Annotated in this window: 15 protein-coding genes; 7 read left to right on the forward strand and 8 right to left on the reverse strand. The window is 72.0% G+C overall.

What is annotated here, in order from left to right:
* Positions 1-62 precede the first annotated feature (62 nt).
* The 4 genes from ACZ4AA_RS04525 to ACZ4AA_RS04540 all read left to right on the forward strand — a co-directional run bounded on the left by ACZ4AA_RS04525 (position 63) and on the right by ACZ4AA_RS04540 (position 3,453).
* Positions 63-992 carry an AurF N-oxygenase family protein gene (locus ACZ4AA_RS04525; RefSeq protein WP_467595224.1) on the forward strand — a complete coding sequence of 310 codons (930 nt, stop codon included), beginning with the start codon at positions 63-65 and terminating at the stop codon, positions 990-992.
* A gap of 149 nt (positions 993-1,141) precedes the next feature.
* The gene (locus ACZ4AA_RS04530; RefSeq protein ID WP_467595227.1) at positions 1,142-1,867 is read left to right on the forward strand and encodes a TetR/AcrR family transcriptional regulator; all 726 of its coding nucleotides are present in this window, start codon (positions 1,142-1,144) and stop codon (positions 1,865-1,867) included.
* A gap of 10 nt (positions 1,868-1,877) precedes the next feature.
* Positions 1,878-2,198, forward strand: coding sequence for a hypothetical protein (locus ACZ4AA_RS04535; RefSeq protein WP_467595232.1), 321 nt, complete (start codon positions 1,878-1,880; stop codon positions 2,196-2,198).
* A 109-nt stretch (positions 2,199-2,307) separates the two neighbouring features.
* Positions 2,308-3,453, forward strand: a complete 1,146-nt coding sequence (locus ACZ4AA_RS04540; RefSeq protein WP_467595235.1) for a C40 family peptidase — start codon at positions 2,308-2,310, stop codon at positions 3,451-3,453.
* On the opposite strand, the gene ACZ4AA_RS04545 is transcribed toward ACZ4AA_RS04540, so the two are convergent.
* The 5 genes from ACZ4AA_RS04545 to ACZ4AA_RS04565 are packed head-to-tail and all read right to left on the reverse strand — an operon-like array spanning position 3,417 to position 9,503.
* On the reverse strand, positions 3,417-4,679 hold the full coding sequence (locus ACZ4AA_RS04545) for a styrene monooxygenase/indole monooxygenase family protein (protein WP_467595238.1): 1,263 nt from the start codon (positions 4,677-4,679) through the stop codon (positions 3,417-3,419). The two genes, ACZ4AA_RS04540 and ACZ4AA_RS04545, sit on opposite strands and share 37 nt — an antisense overlap.
* 31 nt (positions 4,680-4,710) lie before the next feature.
* Positions 4,711-5,373: a GTP-binding protein gene (locus ACZ4AA_RS04550; protein WP_467595241.1), complete on the reverse strand. Its 663-nt coding sequence runs from the start codon at positions 5,371-5,373 to the stop codon at positions 4,711-4,713.
* The gene (locus ACZ4AA_RS04555) at positions 5,354-5,764 is read right to left on the reverse strand and encodes a DUF742 domain-containing protein (RefSeq protein WP_467595244.1); all 411 of its coding nucleotides are present in this window, start codon (positions 5,762-5,764) and stop codon (positions 5,354-5,356) included. Before ACZ4AA_RS04555 ends, ACZ4AA_RS04550 begins: the two co-directional genes overlap by 20 nt.
* On the reverse strand, positions 5,764-6,264 hold the full coding sequence (locus tag ACZ4AA_RS04560; protein ID WP_467595246.1) for a roadblock/LC7 domain-containing protein: 501 nt from the start codon (positions 6,262-6,264) through the stop codon (positions 5,764-5,766). Before ACZ4AA_RS04560 ends, ACZ4AA_RS04555 begins: the two co-directional genes overlap by 1 nt.
* Positions 6,261-9,503: a sensor histidine kinase gene (locus ACZ4AA_RS04565; protein WP_467595251.1), complete on the reverse strand. Its 3,243-nt coding sequence runs from the start codon at positions 9,501-9,503 to the stop codon at positions 6,261-6,263. Before ACZ4AA_RS04565 ends, ACZ4AA_RS04560 begins: the two co-directional genes overlap by 4 nt.
* A 369-nt stretch (positions 9,504-9,872) precedes the next feature.
* Between ACZ4AA_RS04565 and ACZ4AA_RS04570 the strand changes: the two genes are divergently transcribed.
* A complete protein-coding gene (locus ACZ4AA_RS04570; RefSeq protein ID WP_467595256.1) occupies positions 9,873-10,661 on the forward strand; it encodes a protein phosphatase 2C domain-containing protein in 789 nt (262 codons plus the stop codon).
* A 202-nt stretch (positions 10,662-10,863) separates the two neighbouring features.
* On the opposite strand, the gene ACZ4AA_RS04575 is transcribed toward ACZ4AA_RS04570, so the two are convergent.
* On the reverse strand, positions 10,864-11,382 hold the full coding sequence (locus tag ACZ4AA_RS04575; protein ID WP_467595259.1) for a MarR family winged helix-turn-helix transcriptional regulator: 519 nt from the start codon (positions 11,380-11,382) through the stop codon (positions 10,864-10,866).
* A 298-nt stretch (positions 11,383-11,680) separates the two neighbouring features.
* Here ACZ4AA_RS04575 and ACZ4AA_RS04580 point away from each other — a divergent pair, with 298 nt between their 5' ends.
* A complete protein-coding gene (locus tag ACZ4AA_RS04580) occupies positions 11,681-12,499 on the forward strand; it encodes a lysozyme (protein ID WP_467595263.1) in 819 nt (272 codons plus the stop codon).
* 108 nt (positions 12,500-12,607) lie between these two features.
* Here ACZ4AA_RS04580 and lon read toward each other — a convergent pair whose 3' ends face one another.
* Both lon and ACZ4AA_RS04590 read right to left on the reverse strand, forming a co-directional pair.
* Positions 12,608-15,043, reverse strand: a complete 2,436-nt coding sequence (gene lon / locus ACZ4AA_RS04585; protein ID WP_467595266.1) for an endopeptidase La — start codon at positions 15,041-15,043, stop codon at positions 12,608-12,610.
* A gap of 116 nt (positions 15,044-15,159) precedes the next feature.
* Positions 15,160-15,687 carry a GNAT family N-acetyltransferase gene (locus ACZ4AA_RS04590; RefSeq protein WP_467595269.1) on the reverse strand — a complete coding sequence of 176 codons (528 nt, stop codon included), beginning with the start codon at positions 15,685-15,687 and terminating at the stop codon, positions 15,160-15,162.
* A 130-nt stretch (positions 15,688-15,817) separates the two neighbouring features.
* Here ACZ4AA_RS04590 and ACZ4AA_RS04595 point away from each other — a divergent pair, with 130 nt between their 5' ends.
* The gene (locus ACZ4AA_RS04595; RefSeq protein ID WP_467595272.1) at positions 15,818-16,096 is read left to right on the forward strand and encodes a hypothetical protein; all 279 of its coding nucleotides are present in this window, start codon (positions 15,818-15,820) and stop codon (positions 16,094-16,096) included.
* The last annotated feature ends 29 nt before the right edge of the window (positions 16,097-16,125 follow it).

Here is a 16,125-nt window from a genome sequence, read left to right on the forward strand (position 1 = left end):
CTCATAAGTTGTGACCGCCGGTAACTCCTGAAGTGATCCCGTACGACGAGGTGGGAACAGCCATGACGACGGTGCCCGAAGCCGATGTGCTCCGTGACGCGCTCGGTCTGCTCAAGGACCGGGAGCAGGTGGCCGAGCGCCTCCTCGACTCCTCGGCCAAGCACTCCTTCGACCCCGACAAGGAGCTCGACTGGGACGCGCCCTTCGAGGAGGGCAAGTGGTTCTGGCCGCCCGAGCTGGTGTCGCTGTACGACACACCGCTGTGGCGGAAGATGGGCGTGGAGCAGCGGATCGCGCTGTCGCAGCACGAGTCGGCCGCGCTGGCCTCGCTGGGCATCTGGTTCGAGATCATCCTGATGCAGCTGCTGGTGCGGCACATCTACGACAAGGCGGCGACGAGTGCCCACGTCCGGTACGCGCTGACCGAGATCGAGGACGAGTGCCGTCACTCGAAGATGTTCGCGCGGCTGATCACCCGCGGGGGTACGCCGCACTACCCGGTCAGCCGGGCGCATCTGCATCTGGGGCGGGTCTTCAAGACGATCTCGACCACCCCGGGATCGTTCACGGCGACCCTGCTCGGTGAGGAGATCCTCGACTGGATGCAGCGGCTGACGTTCCCCGACGAGCGGGTGCAGACCCTGGTCAGGGGGGTCACGCGGATCCATGTGGTGGAGGAGGCGCGGCATGTTCGGTACGCGCGGGAGGAGTTGCGACGGCAGATGCTGACCGCTCCGCGGTGGTCGCAGGAGTTCACGCGGATCACCTCGGGCGAGTTCGCGCGCGTGTTCTCGGTGGCGTTCGTCAATCCCGAGGTCTACACGAACGTCGGGCTCGACCGGCGGGAGGCCGTGGCGCAGGTGAAGGCCAGTGGGCACCGGCGGGATGTGATGCAGACCGGCGCCAGGAAGCTGACGGACTTCCTGGACGAGATCGGGGTGCTGCGGGGGGCCGGGCGGCGGCTCTGGAAGGCGTCGGGGTTGCTGGCCTGAGGGGCCGGACCGGGTCCGGGGCGCCAAGGTTCCGGGGGGCCGCGCCGGTGGCACACAGGGGCGGCCCTCACGGGTTTCGGGAGGTAGGGCGGGTGGGGCGTTCCCTTCGTACGAGGGGGGCGGGTGGGTGGGCGGTTACGCTGCCCGGCATGACCTCGCAGGCTTCCACCCCCGCTTACCGTCGGCTCAGTGTCGAGGAACGGCGCAGTCAGTTGCTCGAAGCGGCGCTGTCGCTGTTCGCCCAGCGGGTGCCCGAGGACGTCTCGCTCGACGATGTGGCGGAGAGCGCCGGGGTGTCACGGCCGCTCGTGTACCGGTACTTCCCCGGCGGCAAGCAGCAGTTGTACGAGGCCGCGCTGCGGTCCGCCGCGGAGGAGCTGGAGCAGTGCTTCGCGGAGCCGGCCGAGGGGCCGCTGAGCGAGCGGCTCGCCCGGGCCCTCGACCGGTATCTCGCGTTCGTGGACCAGCACGACGCCGGATTCAGCGCCCTGCTCCACGGCGGGAGCGTCATCGAGACCTCGCGGACCACGGCGATCGTGGACGGGGTCCGCCGGGCGGCGGCGGAGCACATTCTGGTTCATCTGGCGGTGAGGGATCCCGGGCCCCGGCTGCGGATGACCGTGCGGATGTGGATCACGGCCGTGGAGGCCGCCTCGCTGATCTGGCTGGACGAGGACAAGGAACCGCCGCTCGACGAGTTGCGGGACTGGCTCGTCGAGCAGTTCGTGGCGGCGCTCGTGGCGAGCGCGGGGCGCGACGAGCAGGCCGCTGCGGTGGTGCGGGCCGCGCTCGCGATGGAGAGCCCGGAGGGCATCGTGGGGGCGCTGGTCGGCCGGGTGCTGCCCGTTGTCGGGGATGCGGCCCACCTGCTGTGACACTGGTCGGGTGAAGAGCGAAGACACCCCCTTTGTGGGCGGCCCCCTGGACGGGCGCGTCCTGCCCGTGCTGATCGGGATCACCGGTCACCCGCCGAAGACGTACCGGATCCCCGTACCCGGCGTCGACGGCGGTCCGGCCACCGTGCTGGTCTACCGGCGCGTCCAGGCCGCGACGAGCAAGCGGCTCGGGCTCCACCAGGGGTGGAAGTACGAGTACGACCCCGAGGGCGACGTGTCGGGGCGCCGGTTCAAGCTGCCCTGGTCCCCCGGGACCCGCAAGGGCGCGGGCGGGGGCGGCGCCACGCCGGAGAACAACGCCGACGAGTGAGGTTCTTGGGCCGAAGCGGTCGCCCGGCGCGCGGCCGGGCCGCGGCGGTCCGATCCTGCCGGTGCGAGACGGGTGGTGGACGGGCCGCCCCCGCACCGGAGGTGATGGCGTGTCAGGAAGGCTTCTGCGACTGGCCTGTACGGGGGCCCTGGCGGTCGGGGCACTGCTCCCCTCGGCTCCCGCGACGGCCGTCCCGGAGCCCGGGCAGGGTTCCGAGCGGTCCGTCGCCTCGTTGCTGACGGATCTTCAGCGGCTCTACCGGGACGCCGAGCGCGCCACCGAGACGTACAACGGGACCGACGAGAAGCTGAGGAAGCAGCGCGCCGAGGTGGCCCGGCTCGACGCCCGCCTCGCCAGGTCGCGCCTGTCGCTGGAGGACAGCCGGGGCGCCGCCGGCCGGCTGGCCCGGCAGCAGTACCAGAGCGGGGACGAGATCTCCACGTACGTACGGCTGCTGCTGGCCCGGGATCCGCAGCACGCCCTCGACCAGGGGCACCTGATCGGGCAGTTGTCACTGGAGCGGGCCGCGACCGTACGGCGCCTGGCGGGCGGCGAGAAGCGGACCGACGGACTCGCGCGCGCGGCCCGCAAGGCCCTGGACGGACAGCTCTCGCTGGCCGCGCGGCAGAAGAGGGAGCGGGACGAGGTCCGCGAGCGGCTGGACGACGTCCAGAAGCTGCTCGCCTCGCTGAGCGCGGACCAGATCGCCGGACTGGACCGGGCGGAGCGGTCGGGAACGGCCACGGCTCAGAAGAAGATCATGGCGTCCGGTGCGCTCAGCAGTGTGCGTCCGCCGACTCGGCAGGGCGACGAGGCGCTGCGCTACGCCGTCGACCAGATCGGGAAGCCGTACGAGTGGGGCGCCGAGGGGCCGAAGGCCTACGATTGCTCGGGGCTGACCTCCCAGGCCTGGGAGCGGGCCGGCCGGCCCATCCCGCGCACCAGCCAGGAGCAGTGGGCCGAGCTGCCGCGCGTCCCGCTGGACAGGCTGCGCCCCGGTGACCTGGTGGTCTACTTCCCCGAGGCCACGCATGTCGCCCTCTACCTCGGCGACGGGATGGTGGTACAGGCGCCGCGGCCCGGAGCGCGGATCAAGGTCTCCCCCATCGCGGCGAACCCGCTGCTCGGCGCCGTACGCCCGGACCCCGACGGGGAGCCCCTGCGGCAGTACACGCCGCCGAAGCTCCCCGAGGGTGCCAGGGATGGATCCGACGAGGGCTACGCCTCCGCCGCCCCGGTGACCGAGGCCAGGTAGGCGTTCGTCTTCCCGGGGTCGAAGAAGAAGTTCTCGAAGTCGGCCGGGTTGTCGAAGCCGTTGGCGAACCGGTCGGCCACGGGCGGGAGTTGGCCCGCCGCGCCGATCAGGTTGAGCACGTGCTCCGGCGGGACGCCCAGCATCGCGTTGGTCCACTTGGTGACGTGCTGCGCGGTGTCCCAGTAGCGGTCGAAGGTCGCCTGCATCCACTCCTCGTCGAAGGGCTTGTCACCCTGTTCGACGATCGAGGCGAGGTAGGCGGCGGCGCACTTGGAGGCCGAGTTGGAACCCTGGCCGGTGATCGGGTCGTTGGCCACGACGACGTCGGCGACACCGAGGACCAGTCCGCCGCCGGGGAGACGGCCGATCGGGTTGCGGACGGTGGGGGCGTAGCGCCCGGACAACGTGGCGCCCGCGTCGGTGAGTTCGACGTTGGTCGCGCGCGCGTACTCCCAGGGCGTGAACCGCTCCATGAGTTCCAGGGTCAGGGCGAGGTGCTCGGAGGGGTCCTTGACGCCGTTGAAGACGTCGAGCGGGCCACCCGGTATGCCCTCCCAGAACAGGATGTCGGCGCGTCCCGAGGTCGTGAGCGTCGGCATGATGAAGAGCTCGCCGACGCCGGGGACCAGGTTGCAGCGGACCGCGTCGTACTCGGGGTGCTCGGGGCGCGGGCCCAGGCCGTGCACGTAGGACACCGCGAGGGCGCGCTGCGGCTCGGTGTACGGGGAACGGTCGGCGTCACGGCCGAACATCGAGACGAGTTCGCCCTTGCCCGCCGAGACGAGCACCAGGTCGTACGCGCGGGAGAAGTAGTCCAGGTCGGAGACCGCGGCACCATGGATGACCAACTGGCCGCCGCGCTGCGCGAACGTCTCCATCCAGCCGGCCATCTTGACCCGCTGGTCGACCGACTGGGCGTAGCCGTCGAGCCTGCCGACCCAGTCGATGGCGCGCTGCGAGGGACCCGGGTCGAAGGAGCCGGGGACCGCGACGGAGACCCCGAGACCCTCGATCTTCGGGGCCTGGGACTCCCAGAAGTTCAGCTGGAGATCACGCTCGTGCTGGAGGGCCGTGTCGAACATGCACTGCGTCGACATGACCCGGCCGGAGCGGATCTCGTCCGCCGTCCGGTTCGACATCAGGGTGACCTCGTACCCGTGCGACTGGAGGCCGAGGGCGAGCTGGAGTCCGGACTGGCCGGCTCCGACGACGAGTATCTTCCGCATGCGGGGTGTTTCTCCCAGTCTTCGGGCGTCCCTATTCGGGGCTGACTTCGAGCGCGTGGCCGACGAGCGCGAGCAGGGTCTCGACGACCGAGATACGGCGGCGCGCGTCCATGATCATGACAGGTATGTGCGGAGGAACCGTGAGGGCTTCACGCACATCCTCCGGCTCGAACACGTCGCTGCCGTCGAAGTGGTTGACGGCGACGACGTACGGCAGTCCGCAGCTCTCGAAGTAGTCGAGTGCCGGGAAGCAGTCCGAGAGGCGGCGCGTGTCGGCGAGGACCACCGCGCCGATCGCACCGCGCACGAGGTCGTCCCACATGAACCAGAACCGCTGCTGCCCCGGCGTACCGAAGAGGTAGAGCACCAGGTCGTCGTCGAGCGTGATGCGCCCGAAGTCCATGGCCACGGTCGTGGTCAGTTTGTCCGGCGTCCCCGTGAGGTCGTCGGTCTCCTCGCTGGCCCGGGTCATCAGCGCCTCCGTCTGGAGGGGCGTGATCTCCGAGACGGCGGTGACGAGCGTGGTCTTGCCGACGCCGAAGCCGCCGGCCACGACGATCTTCGTGGCGATCGGCGCGCGCGTGCGGTCCGTCTGCCAGGCCTGAAGGTTCTCCTCCTCGTCGAGGAGGGGAGCGACGCCTGATTCGGCGTCGGGGACGACGCCGGCTTCGGCGTCAGAGACGACGGAGTCCACTCAGCACCCTTTCCAGCAGGGCACGGTCGGGCTGTCCCGGGCCGTGGCCTGTTCCGTACACGCGGATCTTTCCCTGATCCGCCAGATCGCTCAAGAGCACGCGGACCACTCCGAGCGGCATCCTGAGAAGAGCGGCGATCTCGGCCACCGTACGCATGCGGCGGCAGAGTTCGACGATGGCCCGCATCTCGGGCATGACCCGGGTGGTGAGCGAGCCGTTGGTCAGCTCCTTGCGCACCTCGGGGGCGTCCAGCGCGGCCACGAACGTCTCCACCAGCAGGACGTGGCCGAAGCGCGTCCGTCCGCCGGTGAGCGAATAGGGGCGTACGCGGGCGGGCTTGCGTCCGCCGCCGCGGACCGGGAGCTTCCTGACGCCGTTCGACGTGGTCATCAGGCGCTCCCGGACGGGTCGGCCTCAAGGGATTTTCGGAGCTCGATGCGCAGCTCGGGGGTCAGCACGTGTCCGGCCCGGCCGACGAAGAGCGCCATGTGGTACGCCACCACGCTCATGTCGCAGTCCGCGGAGCCGTGCACTCCGAGCAGCGAGCCGTCGCTGATGGCCATGACGAAGAGGCTGCCCTCGTCCATCGCGACCATCGTCTGCTTGACGCCTCCGTTGTCCATCAGCTTGGCGGCACCGAGGGTGAGGCTGCCGATGCCGGAGACGATGGTGGCCAGGTCGGCGGCGGAACCCTTGGGGCCCTTCGGCCTGGCGCTGTCGGCCGTCCTCGCCTCGGCGTTGCGGCCGGGGTCGGAGGAGAGCAGGAGCAGGCCGTCGGAGGAGACGACCGCGACCGACTGGAGGCCGGGCACCTCCTCGACGAGATTGGTCAGCAGCCAGTGCAGGTTACGTGCTTCGCTGCTCAGGCCGAAGGTACTGGTCGCGGTCAACTGCTTGCCTCCTCGACTGGGCCCCCCGATGCTTCCGCGTCCTGTGCGCCGTGCCGACGCGCGGTGGACGCGGGTCCTGCGGGCGCGTGTGCGGGTGTGGGGACCGACGGGGTCTGTCCTTCGGGCGTGGGGGTCTCGCCCGTCCGTTCGGCGATCTCGGCCTCCACGTCGCGGCGGCCGTCGATCGCACCCCGGTGGAACCCGCCGAGCCTGCGGCGCAGTGCGTCGGCGTCCACGCCGCCCACGCGGGGCCGCGGGGCGGCGGCGGGGGCGGAGATCTTCGGCGTGCGCTTGGGCAGGCCCTTGTCCGTGAGCCTGGGGTGTTCGTCGGGGACCCGCTCGTGGTCGTCCTGACCGATGGCGTACGGGTCGGCGGCTTCCGGGTCGCCGGCGTACGGGTCGGTGGCTTCCGGGTCGCCGGCGTACGGGTCGGTGGCTTCCGGGTCGGTGGCGTACGGGTCGGCGGCTTCCGAGCCGGTGGCGTACGGGTCTGCGGCTTCCGGGTCGGCGGCTTCCGGGGAATTCGCGGTCGCGGGCCCGTCGGCGGGTGCCTCGGCGGCCCCTCCCGTGGGTGCCCCGGTGGGCGTCTGCGCGGGTGCGTCCGCTCGCGACGCGCGCCACGCGGCCGGTTCGCCGGGCCGGGAGGCGGCCGCGGTCACGCCGGGGGCCGTTCCGTCCGTGTGCGAGGTCGTCGCGACCGCCGCGGGGGCGGGTGTCCCGTCGGTGACGCCGAACGGCTCGTGGGTCGCGGCCGGGGCGGGGGCGTGCGGTGCCGTGGAGGCCGTGGCGTGGGAGGCGGGGGCCTCGGGGGCCAGTTCCGGGAGCAGGAGCTCCATCGTCGTCTCGGACGTGACCTCGGGCTCGGGCTCGCGGGGCGCCGGGATGACCGGGCTCGGGGAGGCGGGCCCGGACGCGGCGGCCGACGCCGGCTCGGGCGCCGTCTCGGGTTCGGCGGCGCTCTCCCGTACGGTCGCCTCGGCCGCCGCGATCAGCGGGTCCTCGTCGGCGGCCGGGACCGGGAGCGAGGCACGCAGGATCGAACGGCCGCGCAGCACATTGGAGTTGGCCTCGGCGTCGGCACCGGGCAGGGTCACCGAGGGGGCTCCGCCGGCCAGCCGGACGGAGGCGGGGACCGAGGACGACGGAGCGGCGGCGAGCAGGGCCTTGGGGAGGACGACCACGGCGGCCACCCCGCCCTGCTTCTGCTCGCGCAGCTTCACCCGTACGCCGTGCCGGTGGGCGAGCCGGGCCACGACGTACAGGCCGAGCCCGAGTCCCTCGCCGCTCTCCTGGTCGTACGTGTCCTCCGGGTCGAACTCGGAGAGGCGGGCGTTGAGGTGCCTCATACGGTCGTCGGTCATGCCGATGCCCTCGTCCTGCACGGACAGCATCACGTCACCGCTCTCCAGCAGCCAGCCGGAGACCTCGACGGGCACGTCGGGCGGCGAGAACGAGGTGGCGTTCTCCAGGAGTTCGGCCACCAGGTGACTGATGTCGTCGGCGGCGAACCCGGCGATGTGCGCGTGCGGGGGCAGCACGGCGATCCGCACCCGCTCGTAGCGCTCGATCTCGCTGACCGAGGCGCGGGCGACGTCGACGAGCGGGACCGCGCCCGCGTGGTGCTGGACGTGTTCGGCGCCCGCGAGGACGAGGAGGTTCTCGCTGTGCCGCCGCATGACGGTGGCGAAGTGGTCGAGCTTGAAGAGGGTGGAGAGGCGGTCCGGGTCCTGCTCGCGCTCCTCCAGGCCCTCGATGACACCGAGCTGGCGCTCGACCAGGCCGAGGGTGCGCAGCGCGAGGTTCACGAAGGTGCTGTGGATGGTGCCGCGCACCTGCTCCAGGTGGGCCGCCGACTCGGCGAGTTCGCTGCGCAGCCGGTCGCGCTCGTCGGCCATCTGCTGACGCTGGCCGATGAGGTGCTTGCGGTCGCCTTCGAGGGTGGCGATCCGCTCGTGCAGGGCGACGGTGTGCGCGTGCAGCGCGTTGACGGAGCGGACGACCTGGGCGAACTCGTCGTTGCGGCCCGTGAACTTGACCGGGTCCCCGGACGCCGGGTCGGCGGCGAGCCGGGCGGAGCCGAGGCGCAGGACGGCGAGCGGCCGGGTGAGGGAGCGGGCCATGCCCATCGTCATGCCGGCCGCGACGAGCATCAGGACGCCGAGGAGGGTGACGCGGAGCTCCAGCGCGGTGACGTCGTCGTCCCGCAGCTTCTCCAGGTCCTTGGTGCGGTGGTCGTTGAGGGAGGCCTCGGCGCCGCGCATCAGGTCGATCCGGGCGGACAGGGCGGCGTCGAGCTTCTTGACGCCGGTGCCGAGCGCGGAGTCGGAGAGGTTCGGCTGCGCGGTGAGGTTCTCCAGGTACTTGTCCGCGGAGCCGACGTCGGGGCCGGTGACCGTGGAGTCGTAGACGTTCACGGCCTGCTTGGGCGCGGTCTCGCGGAAGTCCGCGACGGCCGCGTCGGAGCGCACGCGCGCCTGCTGGGCCGCGGCGCTCAGCGCGTCGCGCTGCTTGGTGTCGGCGGCCGTGGAGATGTTCGTGGTGGTCGACAGGCCCGTGAGCGGGTTGTAGACGCTCTGGGTGGTGTGCGGGATGCCGAGGGCCGCGAGGAGCAGTCCGCGGGCGGCGGCGGACTGCTGGACGGCGGTGTCCAGCTCGGCGAGGGAGTGCGCCCCGGAGCCCGCGCGCGGCGGCATCCGGTCGGCCAGGTCCTCGGCGAGGGCGTGGAGTTCGGCGATGGCCCCGGAGTACGCCTGGTGCGCCTCCAGGGCGGAGCTCTTCCCGGTGAGCGCCTCGCGCCTGAGCGTCGGGATGCCGTCGAGGTCGTGGATCAGGGTGGCGGGGGCGTCGGTGTCCGCGCGCAGCTCGTCGACCTGACGGTCGACCAGGGCGCTGCGCTGCTCGGAGGGCGCCTTGGCCTTGGGCCGGCCGGCGGCGACGTAGGTGGTGACCTCGTCGCGCTCGTCGGCCAGCGCGTGCGCGAGGGTCAGCGCCTGCTGGGTGCGCTGGGCCAGCGTCACCAGATTCTGGGAGTCGTTCAGTTGCTGTGAGGCGGACAGCACCATGGGCGTGCCGGCTCCGGCGATGGCGGCCGCGACGACCGCCACGGCCACGATCAGCCGGTTGCGTACATGGGCGGTCCTGCCCCGGCCCGTGGAGTCGGCGGCGTCGCCGACGGCGCCACCCTCCGTGGAGTTGGAGGCCGTCTTCTTGCCTGTGCGCCTCGGCCGCGTCTTCTGCACCGGTGCTCGCATTCCTGACTCGTTTACCCATCTGGGGCCCGGGTGACGTCCCGTCAATCGGGGCGTACGCCCGGTACGGCTCCCGACCCTCCCAGTGCCGGTGGGCAGTGGTCCCGCATCATCTGACCCGCCACCCGAAGGAGTGAACATCGGAGGGGAGTTGGCGGGCAAGTCTCCAGGGCGCCCGTGACGGGCCCGCACGGCGGGCCGGTTGGACGTCGGGGACGGGCTTTGGCAGTATGCGCCGCCACGTTTTGCCGGACTCGATCATTCCATGCCAAACCTGGCGCCGCCGCTGCTGGACCGCACGTCGGGCGTCCCCGGGCGGTGTTCGGGTGCCCGCGTGAAGAGCTCGTGCAGACTGGCGGAATGCGCACTGAACTCGTGTCGGAGCCCGGAGACCCGGACCGCCCCAATGAGGACTTCGCATCGCTCGGGCTTCCCGCTTCAGGACAGGGCGGTTCACTGGTCGTACTGGACGGGGTGACCCCACCCCGGGGTGACTACGGCTGTCTGCATCCCGTCCCCTGGTTCTCCGCACGGCTCGGCGGAGCACTGACCGAACTGTCCGTTTCGCAGGGGGATTTGCCGTTGACGGAGGTCCTCTCGCGGGCGATCCGCCGCGTCGCCGACGCACACGCCGGCACCTGTGACCTTTCTCACCCGCGCACGCCCCAGGCAACCGTGGTCCTCGCGCGGTGGTCAGCGTCGCAGGTCGAGTACCTGATCCTCTCGGACTCGGCCCTGCTGGTGGAGTCGCCCTCCGGTGAGGTGACCGTCCTGCTGGACGACCGTCTCTCCCTGGTCCCGCGCGCCGCTCTCGCCTCGGACGCGATCGCCGACGCGACCGTCCGCAACAAGGAGGGCGGCTTCTTCACGGCGGCCGCGGATCCGTCGGTGGCCTCGCGCGCGGTGACGGGCACGCTCCCCCTGGCCTCCATCCGCGCGCTGACCGCCCTCACCGACGGCGCCGCCCGTTGGGTGGAGAGGTTCGGCGCGGGTGACTGGGGGGAGCTGTTCGCCCTCGTGCGCGACGAGGGCTCCGCCTCGCTCGTCGATCGCGTACGGCACCTGGAGCGCCTCGAAGCGCGGGAACAGCCGGGGGCCCGCCGGGGCAAGGCGCACGACGACGCGACGGTGGTGTTCGTGGAGCTGTGAGGACGGCACGGGCCGCGAGCACCGCGAGAGAGGCCGGACCGCGGCCGGGCGGAGCGCTCCTCCGCGCCGCGGCCGGGCCGGGGATGCTTCCCCATGTCGCGGCCGGGTCAGGGTTGCTTCCCCGCGCCGCGGCCGGGCCGGGGTGGCTTCCCCCTGTCGCAGCCGGGCCCGGGTTGCTTCCCCATGCCGCTGCCGGGCGGGGCTACTTCTCCATGCCGCGGTTCAGCTGGTTCAGCAGGCGGGCCAGTTCGGCGACCTCGTTCTGGTCCCAGTGGGCGAGCTGGCGGACATAGCGGGCCCGGCGGGCCTCGCGGACGCTGGAGACGCGGCCGCGGCCCTCCTCGGTGAGGTGGACCAGCCAGGCGCGGCCGTCGGCGGGGTCGGGCTCGCGCGCGACCAGTCCCAGCTCCTCCAGGGCCCGCAGCTGCCGGGACATCGTGGCCTTGCCGACGCCGATGTAGGCGGCGAGTTCGGTGGCACGCTGGCGGCCGCACTCCTCCAGCCGTACGAGGAGTCCGTACGCGGCGGACTCCAGGTCGGGATGGACCTCGCGGGCCATCTCCCCCTGGCTGGCACGGGCGCGGCGCAGGAAGACCGTCAACTCGCGTTCCAGGGAGAGGAACTCGCGCTCCCCGCCACCGGACACCGCGGGCCGGTCCACACCATTTCCCGACACGCCGGATTCGACCGGACGTCCGCCGTCGTTTCCGCCCTCGTGCACGTCAGCACCCCTGACCCGGTTTCCCGATCCTGAAAGTTTCTGCCGGAACTCGCCGTCGCCGCAGCTCCGCCAGTATTTCGCAGGCGTAGACCAACGGCAGACTCCGGCCCCTCTTCCCACGTCGTCGCCTCCGTGCGTAGCTTCTTTATCGGACACTTATACGCCGGCATGCGCACGCCACCCCCGGGCCGAGGACGGCCTGATCCCCCTGTGCGGCACGTGTGCCCGCGCTCCCCCCACCGAGCTCTTCGGGCTCCCCCGGGCTCCCGGAGCTCCCTCGCCCTTCGGAGGCACGCACATGCCCGTGCACAGATCCGGAACGGCCCGCCGCCTGCGCGTTCTCGCGGCCGGAACCCTGCTCGCCGCCTTCTCCCTCCTGACCACCCTCCCCTCCTCCGCCGCCGACGTCCCCGCGCGGGGTTCCGCCCGGATGGGCATGGGGGTCGTCGCCCACGACGGCCAGGGCGGTACGCCGTCCACCGGTGACGCCACCCAGACGGAGGGGGTGGACGTCGCCGGCTACCAAGGGAACGTCGCCTGGTCGACGCTGTGGAGCAGCGGGGTCAGATGGGCCTTCACCAAGGCGACCGAGGGCACGTACTACACGAACCCGTACTTCGCGCAGCAGTACAACGGCGCCTACGGCGTCGGCATGATCCGCGGGTCGTACCACTTCGCGACCCCGGACACCACGACCGGTGCCACCCAGGCCAACTACTTCGTCGACCACGGCGGCGGCTGGTCGGGGGACGGCAGGACACTGCCCGGGACCCTCGACATCGAGTGGAACCCGTACGGGGCCGCCTGCTACGGCAAGACGCAGAGCGCGATGGTGAGCTGGATCGGCAGCTTCCTCTCCCAGTACAAGGCGCGCACCGGCCGTGACGCGGTGATCTACACGGCCGCGAGCTGGTGGACCCAGTGCACCGGCGACTACGCCGGCTTCGCCGCGTCCAGCCCGCTGTGGATCGCGCGCTACGCCTCCGATCCCGGGACGCTCCCGGCGGGCTGGGGCTACTACACGATGTGGCAGTACACGTCGTCCGGCCCGACGGTCGGTGACCACGACAAGTTCAACGGCGCCCTGGACCGCGTCCAGGCACTCGCCAACGGCTGACGCGCAGGGGTCGTACGGCGGAGGCGGATGGCCGTGTCGTACGGCGAAGGCCCGGGCCTCCCTCACGGGACCCGGGCCTCCCCTTCCGGCAACCTCCTCCCCCAGTGCTCAAAGCCTGGGAGCTGCCCCCATCGCGGCTACCGGAACCTCCGGCACCGCGCCGTTCGTCGCCGGCGCCAGTGCCAGCTCCAGGACCTGACGGACGTCCGTGACGGCGTGGACGTCGAGCTTCTCCAGGACCTCGGCCGGAACGTCGTCCAGATCGGCCTCGTTGCGCTTGGGGATGATCACCGTCGTGACACCCGCCCGGTGCGCGGCGAGCAGCTTCTGCTTCACCCCGCCGATCGGCAGGACACGGCCGGTCAGCGACACCTCACCGGTCATGGCCACATCGGTGCGGACCAGCCGCCCGGACAGCAGCGACGCCAGGGCGGTCGTCATCGTGACGCCCGCGCTCGGGCCGTCCTTGGGGACCGCGCCCGCCGGGAAGTGGATGTGCGCGCCCCGGTCCTTCAGGTCGCCGACGGGGAGTTCGAGCTCCGCGCCGTGCGAGCGCAGGAAGGAGAGCGCGATCTGCGCCGACTCCTTCATCACGTCGCCGAGCTGACCGGTGAGGGTCAGACCGGCCGCGCCCGTCTCCGGGTCGGCCAGCGACGCCTCCACGTAGAGGACGTCCCCGCCCGCGCCGGTGACCGCGAGGCCCGTGGCGACACCGGGGACCGCCGTGCGCCGCTCGGCGGGGTCCTGCGCGGACTCGGGCACGTGGTGCGGGCGCCCGATGAGCCCGCGCAGGTCGGCGTCCCTCACCGTGAACGGCAGCTTCCGCTCGCCCAGTTCGTGCTGGGCCGCGACCTTGCGCAGCAGCCGGGCGATGCCCCGCTCCAGGTTCCGTACGCCCGCTTCCCTGGTGTACTCCCCGGCGAGCCTGCGCAGCGCGCTCTCGTCGAGGACGACCTCGTCCTTCTTCAGACCGGCCCGCTCCAGCTGGCGCGGCAGCAGGTGGTCCCGGGCGATGACGACCTTCTCGTCCTCGGTGTAGCCGTCGAGGCGGACCAGCTCCATACGGTCGAGCAGGGCCTCCGGGATGGCTTCGAGGACGTTGGCCGTGGCGAGGAACACCACGTCGGAGAGGTCGAGTTCGACCTCCAGGTAGTGATCGCGGAAGGTGTGGTTCTGCGCCGGGTCGAGGACTTCGAGCAGCGCCGCCGCCGGGTCGCCCCGGAAGTCGGAGCCGACCTTGTCGATCTCGTCGAGCAGGACCACCGGGTTCATCGACCCGGCCTCCTTGACGGCGCGCACGATCCGGCCGGGCAGCGCGCCGACGTACGTACGGCGGTGTCCGCGGATCTCGGCCTCGTCCCGGACGCCGCCGAGGGCGACGCGGACGAACTTGCGGCCCATGGCGTGCGCGACGGACTCGCCGAGCGAGGTCTTGCCGACGCCGGGCGGGCCGACGAGCGCGAGCACGGCGCCGCCGCGGCGCCCGCCGACGACTCCCAGACCGCGGTCCGAGCGCCGCTTGCGCACGGCCAGGTACTCGGTGATGCGCTCCTTCACGTCCTCAAGACCGGCGTGCTCGGCGTCGAGCACGGTCTGGGCGCCCCGGATGTCGTACGCGTCCTCGGTCCGCTCGTTCCACGGCAGCTCCAGGACGGTGTCGAGCCAGGTCCTGATCCAGCTGCCCTCGGGCGACTGGTCACTGGACCGCTCCAGCTTCTCGACCTCCTTGAGCGCCGCCTCGCGGACGTTCTCCGGGAGGTCGGCGGCCTCCACACGGGCGCGGTAGTCGTCGGACTCGTCCTCGCCGTCCTCTCCCTTGAGGTCGCGCAGCTCCTTGCGTACGGCTTCGAGCTGGCGGCGCAGCAGGAACTCGCGCTGCTGCTTGTCGACGCCCTCCTGGACGTCCTTGGCGATGGACTCGGCGACATCCTGCTCGGCGAGGTGTTCGCGGAGCTGCTCGGTGGCGAGCTTGAGCCGGGCCACCGGGTCGGCGGTCTCCAGCAGCTCGACCTTCTGCTCGATGGACAGGAACGGTGAGTAACCGGAATTGTCGGCAAGGGCGGAGACGTCGTCGATCTGCTGCACCCTGTCCACGACCTGCCAGGCGGCGCGCTTGCGCAGCCAGCTGGTGGCCAGGGCCTTGTACTCCTTCACCAGGTCGGTGACCCGGCCGGGCAGGGGGTCGGGCACGGTCTCCTCGACCCGGGTGCCCTCGACCCACAGGGCGGCACCGGGACCGGTGGTCCCCGCGCCCACCTTCACGCGCCCGCGCCCGCGGATCAGCGCGCCCGGGTCGCCGTCGGCCAGTCGGCCGACCTGCTCGACGGTGCCGAGCACGCCGGTGCTCGCGTAGGTCCCGTCGATCCGCGGCACCAGGAGTACCTGAGGCTTTCCGGGTGTTGAACGGGCGGCGGCCTGAGCGGCCTCCACCGCGGCGCGCACATCCGTGTCGTTCAGGTCGAGCGGAACCACCATTCCGGGCAGCACGACCTCGTCGTCGAGCGGCAGCACGGGCAGAGTGAGTGATGCGGACGTCGAAGCCATGATCTCCCCTTCGGCATTCAAGTTGAGCTATGTCGACTCAATGCACAGGAGCTCCGCAATGTTCCCCGGGACCTGTTCGCTCTGAGCGATCGCTTTGCGGGGCGGGGGATTCCGGCTCAGGGGTTCGCCCGGAGGCCGAGCCACTGCTCGGCGTCCCAGGCCCGGAACCGCTCCACCTCGGTGAAGCCCAGCTTCGCTGCGAGGCGCATGGAGCCGGTGTTGGCGGTCTGGGTGTGGAGCACCACCGGCTCACCGGGAAGCACGCCGTCGAACCAGCCGAGCACCGCCGCGCACGCCTCGGCCGCGTATCCGTGTCCCCAGGCCCGCGGCAGGAACAAGTAGCCGAGATCGGCCTTCCCCGCGGCAGCCGGGCGGCCGTGTCCCGGTGCTCTCCTGAGCAGGATCTGGCCGATCATCGCCCCGTCGAGTTCGACGACGAAACTCCCGGGCCATCGCTCGGGCACCTCCGGCGTCACGCGCTCCAGCTCCTCGCGCGGGCGGGGGCCGCCGAGATAGGTGTGCGCCTCAGGGGAGGCGAGCAGGTCGATGAACGCCGGCCGGTCCCGCGCTTCGGGCGCGCGGAGCACGAGCCTCTCGGTCCTGATCGGGGCGGGTGGCCAGGTGACGGGTCCGAGCTCTGTCATGCCGGTCACCCGATCAGCGGGCCCCGGCGGCGGTCAAGAGCCGCGGAACGATCAGGCCACCGGCCCCCGGGGTACGGAGATCCGAAGCCTCCGGGATGCGGGGTGGCCGGAGGACTCGGATGGTGGGGACATGAACCATCACCTCCCCCAGCGCAAGATCGACATCGACACCCGGCTCGTCACGGCCGGTGCCGTGCTCACCGTGGCCGGCACCGCGGTGGCGTGCACCGGCATGGTCATCGCGGCGGGCGCCCTGCTCGCCGCGGGCCGGCGCATGGTCCGGGCCATGGACGTGCCCCCGTCCCAGCAGGCGGCCCTGCACTGGCGACGGGCCAAGGACGCCTCCATGGCGGGCCTCCAGGCCTGGCAGTCCGCGGCCGACGCCCAGAACGGCACGCCGACCCGCTAGCACCTCGCGGGGACGGCCTCCCGCGCTGC

Source organism: Streptomyces sp. NPDC024698, from assembly GCF_055559015.1.